Origin of the sequence: Paenibacillus sp. FSL R5-0701 (genome assembly GCF_037973995.1) — a bacterium.
In the GTDB taxonomy this organism is placed as follows: domain Bacteria; phylum Bacillota; class Bacilli; order Paenibacillales; family Paenibacillaceae; genus Paenibacillus.
This window is the reverse complement of record NZ_CP150230.1, coordinates 5,351,038-5,368,128: the sequence shown is the minus strand read 5'-3', so window position 1 is coordinate 5,368,128 and position 17,091 is coordinate 5,351,038. Positions and strand designations below refer to the sequence as shown.

General features: G+C 45.6%; 10 protein-coding genes and 1 pseudogene. 9 read left to right on the top strand and 2 right to left on the bottom strand.

All coding sequences use genetic code 11. The features are described from left to right. The first annotated feature begins 302 nt into the window (after positions 1 to 302). From MKZ13_RS23715 to MKZ13_RS23690, 6 genes are all read left to right on the top strand, one after another. Positions 303 to 1,562 (top strand): S-layer homology domain-containing protein, encoded by a 1,260-nt coding sequence (locus tag MKZ13_RS23715; protein WP_339178720.1) that lies wholly within the window; start codon positions 303 to 305, stop codon positions 1,560 to 1,562. Positions 1,563 to 2,189: 627 nt separating this feature from the next. Next, complete coding sequence (locus tag MKZ13_RS23710) at positions 2,190 to 5,261, top strand: DUF5704 domain-containing protein (protein WP_339178717.1); 3,072 nt, start codon at positions 2,190 to 2,192, stop codon at positions 5,259 to 5,261. A gap of 170 nt (positions 5,262 to 5,431) precedes the next feature. Next, on the top strand, positions 5,432 to 7,480 hold the full coding sequence (pulA, locus tag MKZ13_RS23705) for a type I pullulanase (RefSeq protein WP_339178715.1): 2,049 nt from the start codon (positions 5,432 to 5,434) through the stop codon (positions 7,478 to 7,480). Positions 7,481 to 7,963: 483 nt separating this feature from the next. Next, positions 7,964 to 10,840 (top strand): type I pullulanase, encoded by a 2,877-nt coding sequence (pulA, locus tag MKZ13_RS23700; protein WP_339178713.1) that lies wholly within the window; start codon positions 7,964 to 7,966, stop codon positions 10,838 to 10,840. A gap of 279 nt (positions 10,841 to 11,119) precedes the next feature. Next, on the top strand, positions 11,120 to 11,749 hold the full coding sequence (locus MKZ13_RS23695; RefSeq protein WP_339178710.1) for a 50S ribosomal protein L25: 630 nt from the start codon (positions 11,120 to 11,122) through the stop codon (positions 11,747 to 11,749). Between the two features lie 158 nt (positions 11,750 to 11,907). Further along, a complete protein-coding gene (locus MKZ13_RS23690; protein WP_339178707.1) occupies positions 11,908 to 12,429 on the top strand; it encodes a hypothetical protein in 522 nt (173 codons plus the stop codon). Between the two features lie 70 nt (positions 12,430 to 12,499). Here the strand turns inward: MKZ13_RS23690 and MKZ13_RS23685 are convergent. Further along, positions 12,500 to 13,680 (bottom strand): annotated as a pseudogene (locus tag MKZ13_RS23685) (IS3 family transposase). A gap of 327 nt (positions 13,681 to 14,007) precedes the next feature. On the opposite strand from MKZ13_RS23685, the gene MKZ13_RS23680 reads away from it, so the two are divergent. Together MKZ13_RS23680 and MKZ13_RS23675 are read left to right on the top strand one after the other, a co-directional pair. Further along, positions 14,008 to 14,979, top strand: a complete 972-nt coding sequence (locus tag MKZ13_RS23680) for a transcriptional regulator (protein WP_076212352.1) — start codon at positions 14,008 to 14,010, stop codon at positions 14,977 to 14,979. A gap of 42 nt (positions 14,980 to 15,021) precedes the next feature. Beyond that, positions 15,022 to 15,384, top strand: coding sequence for an HIRAN domain-containing protein (locus MKZ13_RS23675; RefSeq protein WP_237176987.1), 363 nt, complete (start codon positions 15,022 to 15,024; stop codon positions 15,382 to 15,384). Positions 15,385 to 15,404: 20 nt separating this feature from the next. Here the strand turns inward: MKZ13_RS23675 and MKZ13_RS23670 are convergent, their stop codons facing one another. Next, entirely contained in the window at positions 15,405 to 16,508 is a 1,104-nt protein-coding gene (locus MKZ13_RS23670) for a glycosyltransferase family 4 protein (protein WP_339178702.1), read from the bottom strand. Positions 16,509 to 16,723: 215 nt separating this feature from the next. On the opposite strand from MKZ13_RS23670, the gene MKZ13_RS23665 reads away from it, so the two are divergent. Then, positions 16,724 to 17,035, top strand: coding sequence for a DUF3817 domain-containing protein (locus MKZ13_RS23665; RefSeq protein WP_339178700.1), 312 nt, complete (start codon positions 16,724 to 16,726; stop codon positions 17,033 to 17,035). Positions 17,036 to 17,091 lie beyond the last annotated feature (56 nt).

The window sequence follows — 17,091 nt, the reverse complement described above, 5'->3', positions numbered from 1 at the left end:
TTATTCTATGAATGAGTTCATTTTTCCAATATCATAAGAAAAACCACACCCTTAAAGCATAAGGCTATGAATCTGCGGATTCATGGCCTTTTTTTGTGTTTTAGGCGAATGAAGTGGGTCTATGGAAGGAGGGGTGCACACCTTGAAGTAATGGGGATGGACGAAAAATGATACCAATAGCCTAGTACAACATGGTAGAATATTGATTATTATGGCAAATTTAGGTTTTGGTTATGAAGAGAAGTGACTAGGTTGACCAAGTAAAGCATCCCCATACTAAGGTACATAGGAGCGTGAGTAGATTGAAGAAGCAGATCAAAGGACACGAGAAGAAGAAAAAACGGAACGTGTGGATCGTCGGGTTATTAACGACAGCTGTATTGGCAGGAACACTATTGAACGTTGGACCTGTACATCTGACCTCAACAGCGAATGCTGCATCGGGGACAAGTGACACGGCCCTTAGCAAGTTCAAGGATATCAAGGGCCATTGGGCTCAAGCGACTATTGCCAAAGCTTATGAAAAAAATCTTATCTCTGGTTACCAGGACGGAACATTTCGTCCTAATGGCAAAATCACGCGTGGGGAATATGCGACCATACTTGCCCGTGCGACTGGACTGGAGAAGCTAGAGGGGCAGAATCCCTTTGCTGATCTCAAGGGACATTGGTCTGAAGCGGCGGTTAGCCAGCTTGTCGGACAAGGATTCATTAACGCTGGCGATTACGCCAAAGGGTTCAATCCGAATGCGGAACTGACACGTTACGAGATGATGAAATGGATTGCCAATGGACTGATTAAGTCCGGAGCCAGCTTCCAGAATGCTTTTAACGATACAAAAAATACGCTTCTCCCCACACCGGAAGTGAACCGCGGCACCATTCGTGCCGAACAGATTCCGTATCTTGCCCTTGTCCGTGGGACAGGCATTGTAGGTGGATTCCAAGATGGCACATTAAAACCTGCGGATTCCACCACTCGTGCAGAAGTATCGGCCATTTTGCTGCGTTATATGGACGTAGAAGGCACGGATGCCGGGAAGTATAGTGACCTGAATGAGATGAGAGAGGTCGGCACGACGGGGACGAATTTAACGACAATTAGTAATTATAGGTATAGTTCAGGTTCGGTCTTGATATCTGATTTATCAAAAGGAAATATCAATTTAAGAAATAACTCGGGTGTATTAAAAATTCATCGTTTTATCGTTGTAGACGCTACTCAAAATAAGCCGAAGGGTATTTACGCGAAGCTCTTTCTTCCGGATAAGTACGCAAGTGGCTCTTATAGGACTTTTGCAGATGTGTCATTTACATCTAACTTAGAAACCTCGAATTTAATTACATTTAACCAAGGTCTTTCCGATTCGTTAATACAATTTAATCGTCTTGATTTAGATTTGGCTAAGAAACAGAGTAATGTGACAATTCCTATGGACTCAGGAGAACTTATAAAAAAAGGATTACAGAAAAGATTTTGGACTACATCGACTTTAAGGAATAAATCTTGGTCTTATTTTTTGAAATCAGATACAGAAGGAGAATTTAAAATTCAAAGGTAGCCTTATCAGGATGGTGAGTAAGTTGTAATGAAAAAGCTTAATTATTTTTCTGCTATTATTTTAGTGAGTATATTTATTTCACAAATATTATTATTGTTAGTATTGTACTTACCTATGAACGTTGTTCATGCTGCTACAGATGAGTATGGACCTAAATCTATGAAAAACCCTCGGAAGGTTACAATATTAGCCACTCCTACTGTAGGGAGGCCAGGGGTATATTGGTACCAAGTGGATAGCGGACAATTTAGAGCTGACCATGCTGGGGGACCAACTTATGCGAATAATGCAGGGAGTTGCTCCAGTCCATTTCCTGCTGCTACAGAAGTTCCAGATAGTGTAGATTTCAGTAGATGGCCTGCAGAAAACTGGCCTGATTATAATTCCAGACGAGTAGAAGTCTCAAGTATCTTTAATGTCCGAATCCATGATGTTAATTATCAGGGGAGAGCAGATCAAGATTCATATACTGGTGTGGGAGACCCTACCCCACCTTTTCCTTCAACAATTGTTGCAATAAGAACAATTACTGGAGGGTACCATATACCAACCGAGAAGAGCCCTTTCGCAAATGGTGGGCAAACAACGGCGGGCTGTCCTAAATACAATGCTTCTTATTTTACACCCATGGATATCATCTGGGAAGGCGATTTGGAGGAAGAAAAAGAAATCGATGTAACTCCAAATAAAACCCTTACCCTAGGTCAAACTCAGCAGATGGTAGCCAAGGTGAAGACAAAGGGCTATGGTGCGACAGCCTTTGGTGAGGGCATCGACGTATCGCGAAGGGAAGCGGAGATCAAATGGTTTTCTTCTGACGAGACAATTGCGAGTATAGAGTTGAAAACAGGGATGTTAACGGCCGAAAGTCCGGGCACGGTCACTGTGCGTGCGATCTGGAACAATGGTACATATCTAATCTCGGATACTGCCACCATAACTGTCACGTCTGAGCCAGGACTCGTTGTGAATCTGCCGAATGCTTGTAAAGCCAATACGACACCACTACAGGCGGAAGCAGTTCTAACCAAACCGGATCGCTCTGTTCATAAACTGACAGCTCATCCTAAATTGACGTGGCAGAGCTCGAATCCGGCTGTGGCAACGATCGGTGCTGATGGCAAAATCGCGACAAAAGGTATCGTGGGTAGCACTACCATCAAAGCTCATTTTCTTGATTCTGCTCAGCAACTGGATGAACAAGGGACTCAGGTGCTTGAGGTGAAGGACTGCACGAATAATGGAGAAGGTGGTAATGATGGCGATCCGGGGGGCGACCCTGTGAACGCTTGCCCTGTGACCATCAGCCCACCGAGTAGAGGCACGGTTATTGAAGCATCAGTTATGGACCCGTCTGTTGGAGGTGTGTTGAAGGCAGACGATCGAGGAGCTGAGAAGTTTGATGTCACTCGCGGCATTCCAACTTCAGAAGACCTTTATGCCAATGTCTTAGCTAAAGGGTATCTGTTTCAGCACCGTTGGGTTAACATGACAGGAACGGTGACTTACACCGTTAAAGTGAAAAGGGTTTATCATAAAACCTGGACGATCCCGGGAAGAGCGTCTAGTGGTGAGGGGGATCCAGGAACACCTCCTGAGCCCAAAGAACTTGATGTGCCCGGGGATAAAACCATGCAAGTAACACGGACATATAGCTATTGGCAGATCGATAAACTGGAGGTTTACAAGTTAAATGAAGCTAAGGTATCTAACTATGCGCTAGGCGGTTATGGTGACACCGTGACTCTGACGCCCAATGCATATACACCACCGACTTTGCAATCTGCTATGGATACTGCGGTTACCAATCATGTGAAACCTGCGCCATGTCGAGAAATTGATCTTGGCATCAAAGGGGTTCCGGGTGGTTCTACTGAACCCTCTACGCCAGATGAAACGTCATTGTTTCAATCTGAAGCTGAAGCGGAGGTTAGAGAGAACACCGTTAATAACGACAAGGTAGTCTTTAATGGAGGGATGATTATGGATCCTGCCCCGGTGGAGAAAACAACTCCAAGACCTGGCACGATCCCCCAACCTGGCATGATCGGAGACGATGTTCTGTACCAGAACCGTCTGACAATCAAGAACACATTGATGAACAAAGCTAACCAGCCAACCACGGGTGAGATTACGTATGGATTGCTCCCTGGCAATGTTAACGGAGGTCAGGATCAGAAGTTCCCCATTCTGGGAATTAACACGGTGACAGTACATACTCCAGTTGTGAACTATGCCTGGGTGTCTGATGATCAGCCTCATAATCAGAAGACTACGCCTGATCCGACCAGAGCTGCACTTATTTTAGAGCGTCCATTCATTGTGCGAATACCGACCTCAGGTCAACATTTGGATGTAGCGAGTTACCCAGGTTATGGAAACCATGATTATGCGAAATATTTCCGGATCAAACAGGTTCGTTTCCCATTCGATGTCTATAATGGTGCCAGAAGTCAGTTTATTCCGGCTATGACATGGGTGGATATTCCGGTAAATCAGTTGGACACTCCTTTTTTTCTTCCTGTATGGGTAGATGAAGGGAATTATCAGGTCGAGTTTCGAAATATCGCCGAAAATACACCTGCAAACTTCACAGAACAACAGGATGCCAATACGAATCTGACTCATCATGTCGCAGTAGATACCGTTGCTGTAGAAGTTATCGGACGATTGTATGATTTTCACATCACCGATATTTCAGACTACAACTGGGAGAATGTGTTCCGTAAGCGGATAGGCAGCCCCGAACCAACGGGTGTAAGCTACTGGACCGGTGGAAACAGTATAGACGGAGATCCCCGAGGTAATTTGGCTCCCTATGTCCTGCCTATTCGTCCCGGCAGTCATCCGGTACAGGGTTTCCGAAATGCTGCAGTGAAGACGGGTTACCATTTCAAGTTTGATTTGAAAACCAAGGGCAACATGTTTGGGAAACAGGATGGTATCCGAATCACGCCGACGTTCTCTTTTGTGAGTAAAGATGGCACCACCCGGCAAGAAGTGGATTTATACTACCACCGAGGACAGGAACGACTCATTCGTATCGGATCGGCACAAGATTTAGAAAAACGCTTTGTTGTTCTGAACTCACGGTTGCGGAATGTCCCCGGTACGGAGTTAGGTGATACAGCGCGTTATCAGTATACCTATGAACTGTCGGAGGAGGAACGCAATCAGGGTACAATGGCGGAACATATGGTTCGTTTCGTGGATCAGACCTCTCATCATAAAACGTGGGTAGGTCGTTATGACTGGATGATTCTTCCTTCACAGATACGTACACTCATTGGCCCAAAAACAGATATTCCATCTGGTGTTAATGTAGATCGGGCGAATGCAGCGATTCAGCGCTGGTATGGGGAATATAGCTTGCCAGCAGATGTATATGCAGTACCCAAAGGAACCGATTTAGAGCCACTTTCCAGACAAAACCAGTTGGATGAGAAGGCAATGATATTTCTGAGGGATGGTTACATTGTGGTTAACTTCAATATCGAAACATTGCGCAGTGGCAATACGAGTGCGCCACATCTACAATATATTCACGCACCGTTGATGAATCAATGGCAAATGGAAGGTTTTGATAACGGCCCGGTAGATGGTCAGGGGAGAAGATGGCCGATGCAAGATGGGGACGTGGTTTTGTACCACGCCGATCAATCCAGCCGGAATGATTTCCAATCCCAGGTACCGCATTAGAGAGAATCGTTTTACCCATAAAGAAGGCAGGCGTCATGTGAATCTACATGACGTTTGTCTTCTTTTGTGTAATTCGGATTATGGTTGGGCAGCAGAACGGGTATAAAGGGTAAGGAGCACTCGTATCATCCATTTTCATCAATTTTCTCAACGAGAGGGGAACAACACACATGATTGAAGAGGATAAGCAGGAACTATTGATTTCAGAAGATACATACCAAGGAAGAGATTTAGGTGTCACATTAGAAGCACAAACCTGTCACTTTAAAGTCTGGTCACCGTTAGCCGTTCAGATGGAACTACTTCTGTACCCACCTTTGACAGGGGGGAGCCCGGAGGAAGAGCCCAATCAACGGAAACAGCAGGCGTTACCTATGCAAAAGAAAGAACAAGGCATCTGGGTTCTGGAACTGGAGGGTGATTTAAACAGCTACCGTTACATGTACAAGCCTACTTTCGAAGATGGACATTCAACCCATGCTGTAGACCCCTACGCACGAGCAGTGACCATGAATGGAGAAATGGGTGTAATTGTGAGACTGGAGCAAACACATCCGAAGGGATGGAGTGAGGATATTCGCCCGCAATTGACCAGTCCTGTAGATGCAGTCCTGTACGAACTGCATGTACGTGATTTTTCCATTCACCCATCATCTGGTATAACAAATAAAGGCAAATACATGGCTTTCACCGAGACGGGTCTGCGTGATTCGGAGGGTAACACACTGGGGATCGATCATTTGGTTGAACTAGGGATTACCCACGTTCATCTGCTGCCTGTATTTGATTTTGCGACGGTGGATGAATCCAGGGTGGATGGGGATACGTCTGATGCCTCCAACTATAACTGGGGATATGATCCACTTCATTACAATGTCCCGGAAGGGTCCTATGCATCACGTGCAGATGAGCCGGAGACACGGATTCGTGAGTTCAAATCAATGGTGCTGGCCCTTCATAACAAGGGAATAGGTGTCATTATGGATGTGGTATATAATCATACGTTTGATACGGAAGGCAGCTCTTTTGAAAAACTTGTACCAGGGTACTACTATCGTCAAAACGCCGATGGAACCTATAGCAATGGCTCAGGTACGGGCAATGAGGTAGCTACTGAACGCACCATGGTTCGCAAGTTTATCATCGACTCGGTGCGTTACTGGGCAGAGGAGTATCATGTGGATGGTTTTCGATTTGACCTAATGGGCCTGATCGACACAACTACGATGAAACAGCTTGCAGCGGAGTTGCACACCGAAGTGTCACCTTCCATATTGTTATATGGTGAACCATGGGGCGCACTGGATTCGCCGCTTGGTGATGATATGACCCTAAAAGGAGCGCAGCGCGGGGCGGGTTTTGCTGTGTTTAACGATAATTACCGCGGAGTGATCAAGGGAGACAGCGATGGCATGGGTACGGGCTTTGCGACGGGCGCGGACGGGAAAGAAGACGAATTGTGGACTGGCGTCCGGGGAGCCATTGAGGATTTTACGGATGGTCCATCCGAGACGATTAACTATGTAACCGTGCATGATAATCTCAATCTGTGGGATAAAGTCGCGCGTACACAAGGACTCCACGATACCCTGAATTTCCTCAGTTATAACGAGGATGGAAGTATTTGTGGTTGCGAGAGCGTGGAAGAGGCTGTAGAGAAGGCTAAGCCTTACCTGCAGATTGATCCGGAACACATTCTGGAGAATGAGACCGTTAGGCGTAGTTTGCTTGCCAATGGTATCGTTCTAACCTCCCAGGGTGTACCCCTGATCGCGGCTGGAGATGAGCTGCTTCGAAGTAAATATGGGGACGCCAACAGCCACCAGAGTGGAGACGTGGTCAATGCCATACATTGGGAGCAAAAGCAGCTGTTCAAGCCGGTATTTGATTATTATCGTGGGCTGATCCGTCTTCGGCGAGAACATCCAGCCTTTCGGCTTCGTACACGGGAAGAGATCGAGAAGTATGTTCGTCTAATAGAAAAAGGCAATGGGCTGCTAGCCTATGAACTGAACGGTACAGCAGCCAGCGATTCATGGGAACGCATTGCTGTTATCTATAACGCGGCAAAAGAAAACCGTGACATCGCTATTCCCACAGGGATATGGAATGTGATTGTAGAGAAAGGACAAGCAGGCGTTAATACGATACGCACCCTACAGGACGGACAGGTACATGTGAATGCGATATCCCTAACGGTGATGTATTCGAATTCCTAATGAACGCAATGCTTGCCAAGAATTGAAGGGTACCAACAAACCATTAGTAAAATCGCTACTAAGGCCACGTTCTAGATATCCCATCCAATCTAATCAAATAAATTGAGATAAAACAAATCCCCCTTTTCTGTATGAAAGGGGGATTTGTTGATGCGTCAGAAACCATTGCCTTGGTCGCAAGGCTATACCTTGTCATGTCTGACCTTCTTTATGCTGTGCACCTGTTGGTGCATTTTAATCTCAACCAAATGACATCCTGCAATTTATTCTTGTATATTCCAAATTTTTTTTTGTCGGGACAGGTACAAATGCTGTCAATCTATGGCGCTTGTTTTCATATCCTATATTTTGAAAGCGATTGCTAATTGAATACGCAAATTGGACCGATATGATGAGTACAGACAACCCCGGGTTGACAAACAACGTCCCGCTCCGTAACATCGGGACAACACGAAATCAATGGATATAAAGGCGGTGGGAACGATGCCGGAATGGACTTCTTTTTGTTACGAAGGCAACGATCTTGGCTTAACATATACTCGTGCAGCAAGTACTTTTAAATTGTGGGCACCTACGGCACAACAGGTTTATATATTGATTTTTGACGATGAAGGGCATTACAACGATAGTGGTAAAGTACAAGATCATGAAAATGGGCAGGAACATACTCTGACACGTGATGCGGACGGAATATGGAGTCTGAAGCTCAGCGGCGATTGGGCAGGACATTATTATATGTACCGAATTATCCATGATGATCAGCGGATTGAAGTCGTTGTTGATCCTTATGCCAGAGCGGTAACGGCTAATGGGCAACGAACGGCTATTATAGATCCGGAGACCACCAATCCGGTCGATTGGGACCTGGATGTCAAACCTGCTTTTCTGCATCCTGTTGATGCCGTGATATATGAGTTACATGTCCGTGATTTCTCCTCAGACCCACATGCAGATATTCCGTATAAGGGAAAATATCTGGCATTCACGGCATCCGGTCTGACGGATAGAGCAGGCAATAGTATTGGCGTAGATCATCTTGCCGAACTGGGAGTCACTCATGTACATCTTCTGCCTGTGGCGGATTATCAGACGGTGAATGAACTCGCTACAGCAGATGTGGGTTCAAACATCAGAGCACCATACAACTGGGGGTATGATCCCCAGCATTATAACGTTCCCGAAGGTTCGTATGCGACAGATCCTCGTGATCCTGCAGTTCGAATTCGGGAGCTCAAATCACTCGTTCAATCGCTGCACAGACAAGGCATTCGCGTTGTACTTGATGTTGTCTATAATCACACGTATAGCGTGGAAGAGGGGCCTTTTGAACGGATTGTACCAGGCTATTATTACCGTTATCGGGAGGATGGCACCCTCAGTAATGGTTCTGGTGTAGGCAATGAATTGGCGACAGAACGCCCAATGGTGCGAAAGTATATTTTGGATTCTCTCCGATACTGGGCAGAAGAATATCATGTGGACGGATTTCGATTTGACCTTATGGCCCTGATTGATACGGAAACGATGAATGAATTGACACGCGAATTGAAGGAACAGGTCGATCCGGCGTTTCTGATCTATGGGGAACCCTGGATGGGTGGAGATTCACCTTTGGACCGCAAAACATTAAAAGGAACCCAGCGAGGTCAGGGATTTGCTGTATTTAATGATCATTTTCGCAGTGCAATCAAGGGCGATAGTGATGGCAGTGGCAGAGGGTTTGTCACGGGTGCCGGAGGGCAGGAATATGAGCTTATCAGGGGATTAGCGGGAGCACTGGATGATTTCACATCTTCACCTGTGGAAGTTGTCAATTATGTGACTGCTCATGACAATCTCAATCTGTGGGATAAAATTGCGACAACAATGAACCTTAGACATGAATTAGGATTTCCCGTATGGAAGGACGGACAGCCCGTGGGTGGTGGGAGTGCTGAGTCCGCTGTAAAAGCAGCAGATCCTTATCGGTATGTGGATGCAGATGATGTTTTGAATCATGAGATGGTTCGTCGCTCTTTGCTGTCTTCGGGCATTCTGCTGACTTCTCAAGGAATTCCGTTTCTGCATTCAGGGGACGAGATGCTCAGATCCAAAGCCGGTGATCATAACAGTTATCGGAGCGGGGATGCGGTGAACGCCATCACATGGGCCAACAAATCACGCTTCAGACCGGTGTTCGACTACTATCGTGGTCTTATTCATATGCGGCGAACCCATCCCGCTTTTCGTATGATTGATGCTGAACAGGTACGAACTCACCTTCGTGTTATTCGTGCGGATGGCAACGTAGTTGCCTTTATACTTCAGTATGGTGCGAATCAGGACACCTGGAATCAGATTCTGGTCATCTATAACGGAACGGAACATGAGCAGCATGTCGACCTAGGAGAAGGAGGCTGGCATGTTGTAGTCAATGATCATCAGGCAGGCACAGACGTGATCGAGACTGTTCGTGGTACTGTTCAGGTAGAACGATGGTCCTTAATGGTACTGTATGACACAGAGCATGCTGGAGGCACTGAACCATCAACAGTGGAGATTAGTTTTCCTCGCCAGGTATATAGTCCGAAGGAGACCACTCAACTGCGAGCGATCGTACGGGACAGCATTGGCAATGTGGTAGAAAAAGCTCCAGCCACCTGGACTTCTTCTGATCCGGATATCATTCAGATCCAGCCTGATGGAACAATCCATGCACTGGAACGAGGGGAAGCTTCGATTACAGTCCATTGTGGGAACATAACGGCAAGCTGTATGTTACAAGTGGATTATCGTCATGCTGAACGAATCGAAATTGTGGGCGAACCTGTCATGTATATGACTCGAATCAGTCGCTTCCGTGCCTTGGTTCTGGATCAATTTGGTCAGCCGCTTCAGGATTCGAATATACGCTGGAGCTCTTCTCACCCAGAACTTGCAGCGGTGAGTGCAGCAGGGATCGTACGTGCGATGACACCTGGAGTAACCCATATTATTGCTGAAGCCGGAGGAATCCGGGCAACGCTTGGCGTAACGATTCATAAACAAATTTCGCGAACCGTCACGCTTCGATACGAACGGGAAGACCAGCACTATGAAGGTTGGGATGTCTGGGTATGGGGCACAGGTATGGAGGACGGAGCAGTACGGCTGGAACAAGTCGGAAATGCCGCCGAAGCCCGCTTCCGCGTTGCTCCGGGTCTGCATCACCTGGGATTGATCATTCGATTGAACGAATGGGAAGCTAAAGATACGTGCGGAGACCGTTACGTCGACATTGTACCTGAAGACGGGGATGTGCACATTATTGTCCGTAGCGGATCAGACGAGATGCAGATCATTCGTGAAAGCGAAAAAACAGAGGATCGTAATAGCGCATAGTTTCTTTATTTATAACGTCGAATGTAATTCGTCAAAACCTTGTTAAACCAGCAGTTGGAAGAGACTCCGACTGCTTTTTTGGTCTGATTATAAGCCGCATAACTTGCCAAAAAATAATTAATTGTCCTCTTTTGTGTTTGAGATCCTCTATCATTGGGGTAAATATAGATATGGCCCACGATTCGGCCAAAGGAAAAAGACCATCATGGTCTATGAGATAAGCCTCAGCGCTTTCCAACAAATATAATGTAGTGATCCCTTGAAGGAGGATGTTCAATCATGAAATCCAACGGAAAAATGGCTCAACTTACAGCAACGCCAAGAACGGAAAAGAAAGGTGCAGCATTGCGCCTGTTAAGACAAGGCGGACGAGTTCCTGCAGTCGTTTACGGCCCGGGACTTGAAGGTGCTTCAATACATGTAGATGAAAAAGAAATGCTGAAAGTGGCACGCACAGGCCGCTCCGAAATGTTCAACCTGAATGTTGAAGGCGGTAATACGGTTCCGGTGCTGATCAAGGATCAGCAAGAGCGTAACGGACGTTTGCTGCACGTAGACTTTTTGCAAATTTCCAAGAACAAGCCGATCAGTGTAAGTGTATCGATCGACTTCCAGGGTACAGCGGCCGGCTCGAAAGCTGGCGGTGTATTCCAGACACAGGAGACACAGCTGGAAGTAGAAGGATTGCCTGCGGATCTGCCAACGTCCATTGAAGTGGATGTTAGCGGATTGGATATTGGTGATCGCTTGACTGCTGCGGATATCAAGCTGGACAAAGGTTTGACACTCATAACATCACCTGAGTCCATCATCGCTTCCGTCATGCCGCCACAAGCCGCTGAGGAAGAGCCAACGGCTTCTGCTGAGGAAGCTGAACCGGCAGCTGAAGAAAAAGCTACAGAAGAATAAGCAAAGCTCAGGGATCTTATCAGATCGCATGTTTAGCCGAAGCCCAGTCCTGGTGACTGGGCTTTTTATACTTTCAGGACAAGAGATTGGGCTAGTCGCATGAAAATTGAGAATGTACTACAATACATGTTAAAGGGTTAGAAAGTAGGTTTATTTCAATGTTTGATCCAACGGTGTATGACAATCTGAAAGTCGGGTTTGAGAATTATCTCTATGATATGGATAACCTGGATGAACGTATTCAGATTACGGGGCGTAAAGATCGGCTGGAGATGGCAGTGATGTCCAGAGAGTTCACATTACAATTCTGTCTCAGGGATCGCCCGGAAGTAACAGGGGAAGTTGTATTAAGCAGCTCCCTTGAGGAGCTTGCAGCGGAGATCCTGGAGACGCCTGGTGCGAATCCGGGTTGCCGTTTGGAACTACGGTTTAGCATGGTTGTGAAGGAGCCTGAGAAGCAGTGCCCGGTTATTCGTCCAATATTACAGAAGAGCTGGCCTGAGCAGAGGATGTGCCAGAACATCCGGTATATTTTTGATGAACAGCCAATCATGTATAACGTCACGGCTCACGTTTATTTTGACCGCAGTGTGAATGAAGACCAGATGGGAGACATTGCTGAACTCTGTGAGCATATGGAAAATGTGATGGATCAATTATTACAGTTGCATAACCAGTAATTTCGAGAAAAGCCTTGTCTCTTTATAGGGATCTGGTCTTACCCCTGTCAAGTAGACAGATGGAAAAAAGCTATGCTGCCAGTGCGCATCGATATTCAATCGGTGCGCGCTGTTTGAGTTTGGCTTGAAATCGTCGGTAGTTGTAATGGTACATATAATCTTCCACGGCTTGTCGAATCTCTGCTTCTGAATTACACTGGTTAAGGTACAGCTTCTCTGTCTTGAGATGCGAAAAGAAGGATTCGATGCATGCGTTATCCAGGCAGGTTGCTTTGCGAGAGTGGCTGCCCTTCACGCCGAATGCTTCTAATCGTGTGTTGTACGCCTGAGATGTGTATTGGAAGCCTTGATCCGAATGGAGCACGGCTTCCGAAACGTCTCTTTTTTGTGTCCATTGTTCCACCGTATCCAATACGAGCTGAACATCGTTCCGTTTAGATAATTGCCAAGCTACAATTTCGTTGTTGAACAAGTCTTGAATGACAGACAGATAAACGAATGTGTTTCCATCCGAAATATAAGTAATATCCGTCACCATTTTTTGCTGGGGGGCTGTGGCATGAAATTTGCGCTTCAGGCGATTCGGATAAATCACAGATGGCGTATAGCTGGACTTCTTCCGCTTCTTACGAATGACCGATTGGATCGATAGTTCCCGCATGATTCGCCATACTTTCTTGTGATTAACGTTCAGACCAGCCTCCCAGAGCGCCGTTGTCATGCGAGGATAACCAAACTCTCGGTTTGCAAAATGAATAGCCATCATGTGTTCTTTGATCTCACGATCACGGTCTTGTCTTGCGTCTCGCTGCGGCTGTGTTGCTCGCCATTTGTAATAACTGGAACGGGGTATTCCTGTAATCGATAATAGGCGTGTAATGCTATGCGAGCAGCGCAATTCGTCTATGATATCGTAGTTCTCCCGTTGGCTCAGCGCTTCTCCTTTACTAGATTTGGATACCGCTTTTTTAAATAATCCACCTGTGCTTGAAGGTAGTCACGTTCTTCTTCTACACTGCTAAAGGCAGTACGGGGACGTCCTTTCATTGGATTCGGAACATTGTTTTTTCGCTCATCGAACGATTCCCCGTTTTTCCACTTTTTCACCCACACCTTCAGTTGTGAACAGTTTCGAATTCCTTCGCGTTCAGCTACCACTTTATAACTTGAAGACCCTTCGACATAGGATCTAACCGCATTCAATTTAAATTCTTCGGTATACGTCTGAAATGTTTGTCCTTTTTTTGCCATAAAAATATCCCCTCCAAGTGTCACTTGAACCCTCATGATAACATGAAGGCTTTTTCAAGTGTCTACTTAAAGGGGATAATACCAGATCAGGGCTTTTTTTGTATTATTTTTAGAAAATTGTATAGGCTTTCAGACTTAGGTTTAAGGTCTTTCGGGTTCATGTTTTACGCAAGCAAGTAAGAGAATGTATATTAAAAGGGGGTAAAAGTGCAATTGGACTATACAAAAATGGTGAAATTGCGAAAATAAAATTGGGACTAAAGATTTAGTCCTGTACTAAAGGAACTAGTTTTCCTTGCCGATAAAATATCGAAGGGGAGAAACTACATGACAGAGAAATTAATTCGTCTGCTGCGTATACTTCAGGCTATACAAGCAAATCCTGGAATTTCGGCCAAGGAATTGGCGCTGAAATGCGGTACGACTGTACGCACGATTTATCGTGATCTCCGGATTTTGGATAGGGTCGCCCCGATTATGAATGAAGGATACGGCAAAGGTTACCGATTTATTGGTGAGTTTGCGATGTATCCATTAGATTTTACTGAACAGGAAGCAATGGTCTTCTCCTTGCTGCCGTCCGTAGTTGATACCTCCAAGTTACCTGCTGAGTTCGATTCAGCTTTTGACAAGGTCATGTCGGCTCATACCAAATTAAAATCAAGAAACAGTGATATTGTAGAGAATATTGCGGGAATTATTCGGATGGGCACGCCAGCTTATCGTGAGGAAGGAAAAGACCCTAATTTGCTGATTCCCATTATCGAATCTATTCTAAGCCAGCAAACCATTCGTACTCAATATCATACGCTGACAAGAAATGAGATTACAGTCCGGGATATCGATCCCTATTATCTCATTCCACGTGATCAACGTTTTTATTTGATTGGATACTGCCATTTGCTGCAAAAAGTTCGATTGTTTCGAATTAGTCGTTTTTTGGATGTGACACGAACAAATGCCGGTTTCGACAAGGGTGATTTCAACATAACGCAGTACATGAAGAACACATGGTCTATTGACCGTGGCGACGAAAATATCCATTTCAAGGTAAGATTCTCTGAGAAAGTGGCCCCCTACATAAAAGAAGAAGAGATGTTTGTTCGCCCGCGAATGACGAATATGTCGGATGGGGGATTGTTATTTGAAGTGACACTGAATAGCAGCAGAGAATTTTTGAAATGGTTGTATCAATTTGGGCCCGAGGCAGAGGTACTTGAACCTCGTGAGTTTCGTAGAGAGATACGCAGGCAACTTGTCGAGTGGTTGGAACATTATGAAACCGATGTATCTTTGTGAAAATTTCAATCATGGAGAAATACAGGAAAAGGAGCAGGTAATATGAGCACCAAATTATTCGCAGCTATGTATGGGATGGACCACTACCATGGCGTACAAGCTTTACATGTGGGGGATACCGTGTATCTCGTCAAAGATCCAGATAATCGGTTGGATCATCAAGCGATTAAGGTTGTTATTCCCCCGATTGGAGCCGTAGGTTATATCGTTAATGATCCGCTGGTCGTACCACATGGATGTTGGACCGGGACTGCATTCTACGATGTATTTCATCAACTAACGTGTGCTAAAGTACGATTCATGATGAGAGATATGGTTATTATGGAGTTAATTGAGATGAGTCACATTCCTGTTCCGCAGATGGATTCTTTGATTAAGGGATGGCAATTTCGTGAGAAAGCTTGATCATCGCAACAGAAGAAGGCTCATTTACGGATGAGCCTGGTATAGGTCGCTTCCAGATGCATGGCTGTTCTTGCCCAACTGAAATGTGCCCTTGCGCTGTCTCGGCCAGCCTTCCCTAACTTCTCCGCAAAAGTGGGATTGCTTGCAAGTGTGTACAGGTAAGAGGCGAAACGTTGGGGACGCTTATAAGCGGTGACAAGGTATCCATTGATACCTGATTCAATAATTTCACGAATACCTCCGTTATCCGAAGCAATGACGGGTAATCCTGAAGCCATCGCCTCAACATTAACCAGGCCAAAAGCTTCATGTTCTTGAGACGGACAGACCAGACAATCGACTGCCCGATACAACTGATCGATATGCTCATGGTTTATCTGACCACGGAAGGAAACATGGACTTTTTGTTTTTGAGCAAGTTCGCGAAGTTTACGCATGTAATACGGAGGTCCTTTGCCTGCAACAACCAGTTGAACAGGCATCTGTTGCTGAAGGAGGGCAGTTGCACGAATTAATACGTCTACCCCTTTTCCAGGGATCAGTCTGCCGACATAGAGAATAGAGAATGGTTTATTTACTCCATATTGTGTACGCAGATGAATCTGTTCTTCGCTGGATTCAACAGGTCTGAAGCGGCTTAGATCTGCACCCAATGGAACAACACTCATCCGGTGTTTTACCAAGGGAAATCTGCGGCTTAACCTTTGTCTCAGGGAATGACTGTTGACGGCAATCCAATCAGCTTTTTTCATCAATGTGAGTTTGGAAGGCCCAGGCTGAGCAAACGTTAACGAGTGAAGATAGAGTACAACAGGTGTGGTTGGAAAAGCTCGTTTGATGGTAGCCATACTTCGTGGCCTGTTATCCACTTGAATTACATCAAAGGGTTGTTGGGATAACAGACGTATGACTGCTTTGGTGTACATGACAGGGCTCGTTGCAGGGACACGTTGAATGGTGATCCCATCGATCTGTTCTGTGGCGGCGAGACCTTGCATTTGACGACTTATAATGGTCACCTGATGGCGATGGGCTAGTTCACGAGCGATGCCCAGGATACAGATTTCCACGGAACCATTACCGGGCAAAGGCAATTTCTCGGGTGCAACCATAGCTATTTTCATGATCCGGCTCCTCCTTGTCCGACATCTGTAACAATCTTCGTCATATATCTTATGAGAAGTTAAAGCATTTGGCTCCTGCGAAATGGTAGGTGAACCACCTATAAAGCGTGCAGGAATAATCTGCTGCATGGCATTTAAGCGAGATATTCAGCTTTTGTGATATACTGTACGGGAACAATTGAATTCGTTACATGTATAAAAGCAGGAGGAAAATAATGTTACATTCTACGCTGGGGCGCTTCCGGCTGTTGTTGTGGTTGCAGGGCATTTCGTACGTGTTGTTACTGTTTGTTGCTTTTCCATTGAGAGATGCCGGGGTTATGCCGCAGGCTGTCACATGGTTTGGAAATCTATACGGTTTTTTATTTTTAATGTACTTGTTATTTATGGTGAGTATGTACACCTCACAGAAATGGCGTCTGCGCCGTCCAATTGCTCTGTTTTTTGTTTCTTTCATTCCACTGGGAAATATGATTTACGATGTTGTCGTATTCCGTAAGCTGTATCGTCAACTAAATAAAGCTTGACTTTATTTAACGTTATGAAATATGATGAGTACAGGTTAAACAACCCGTTCCAACTA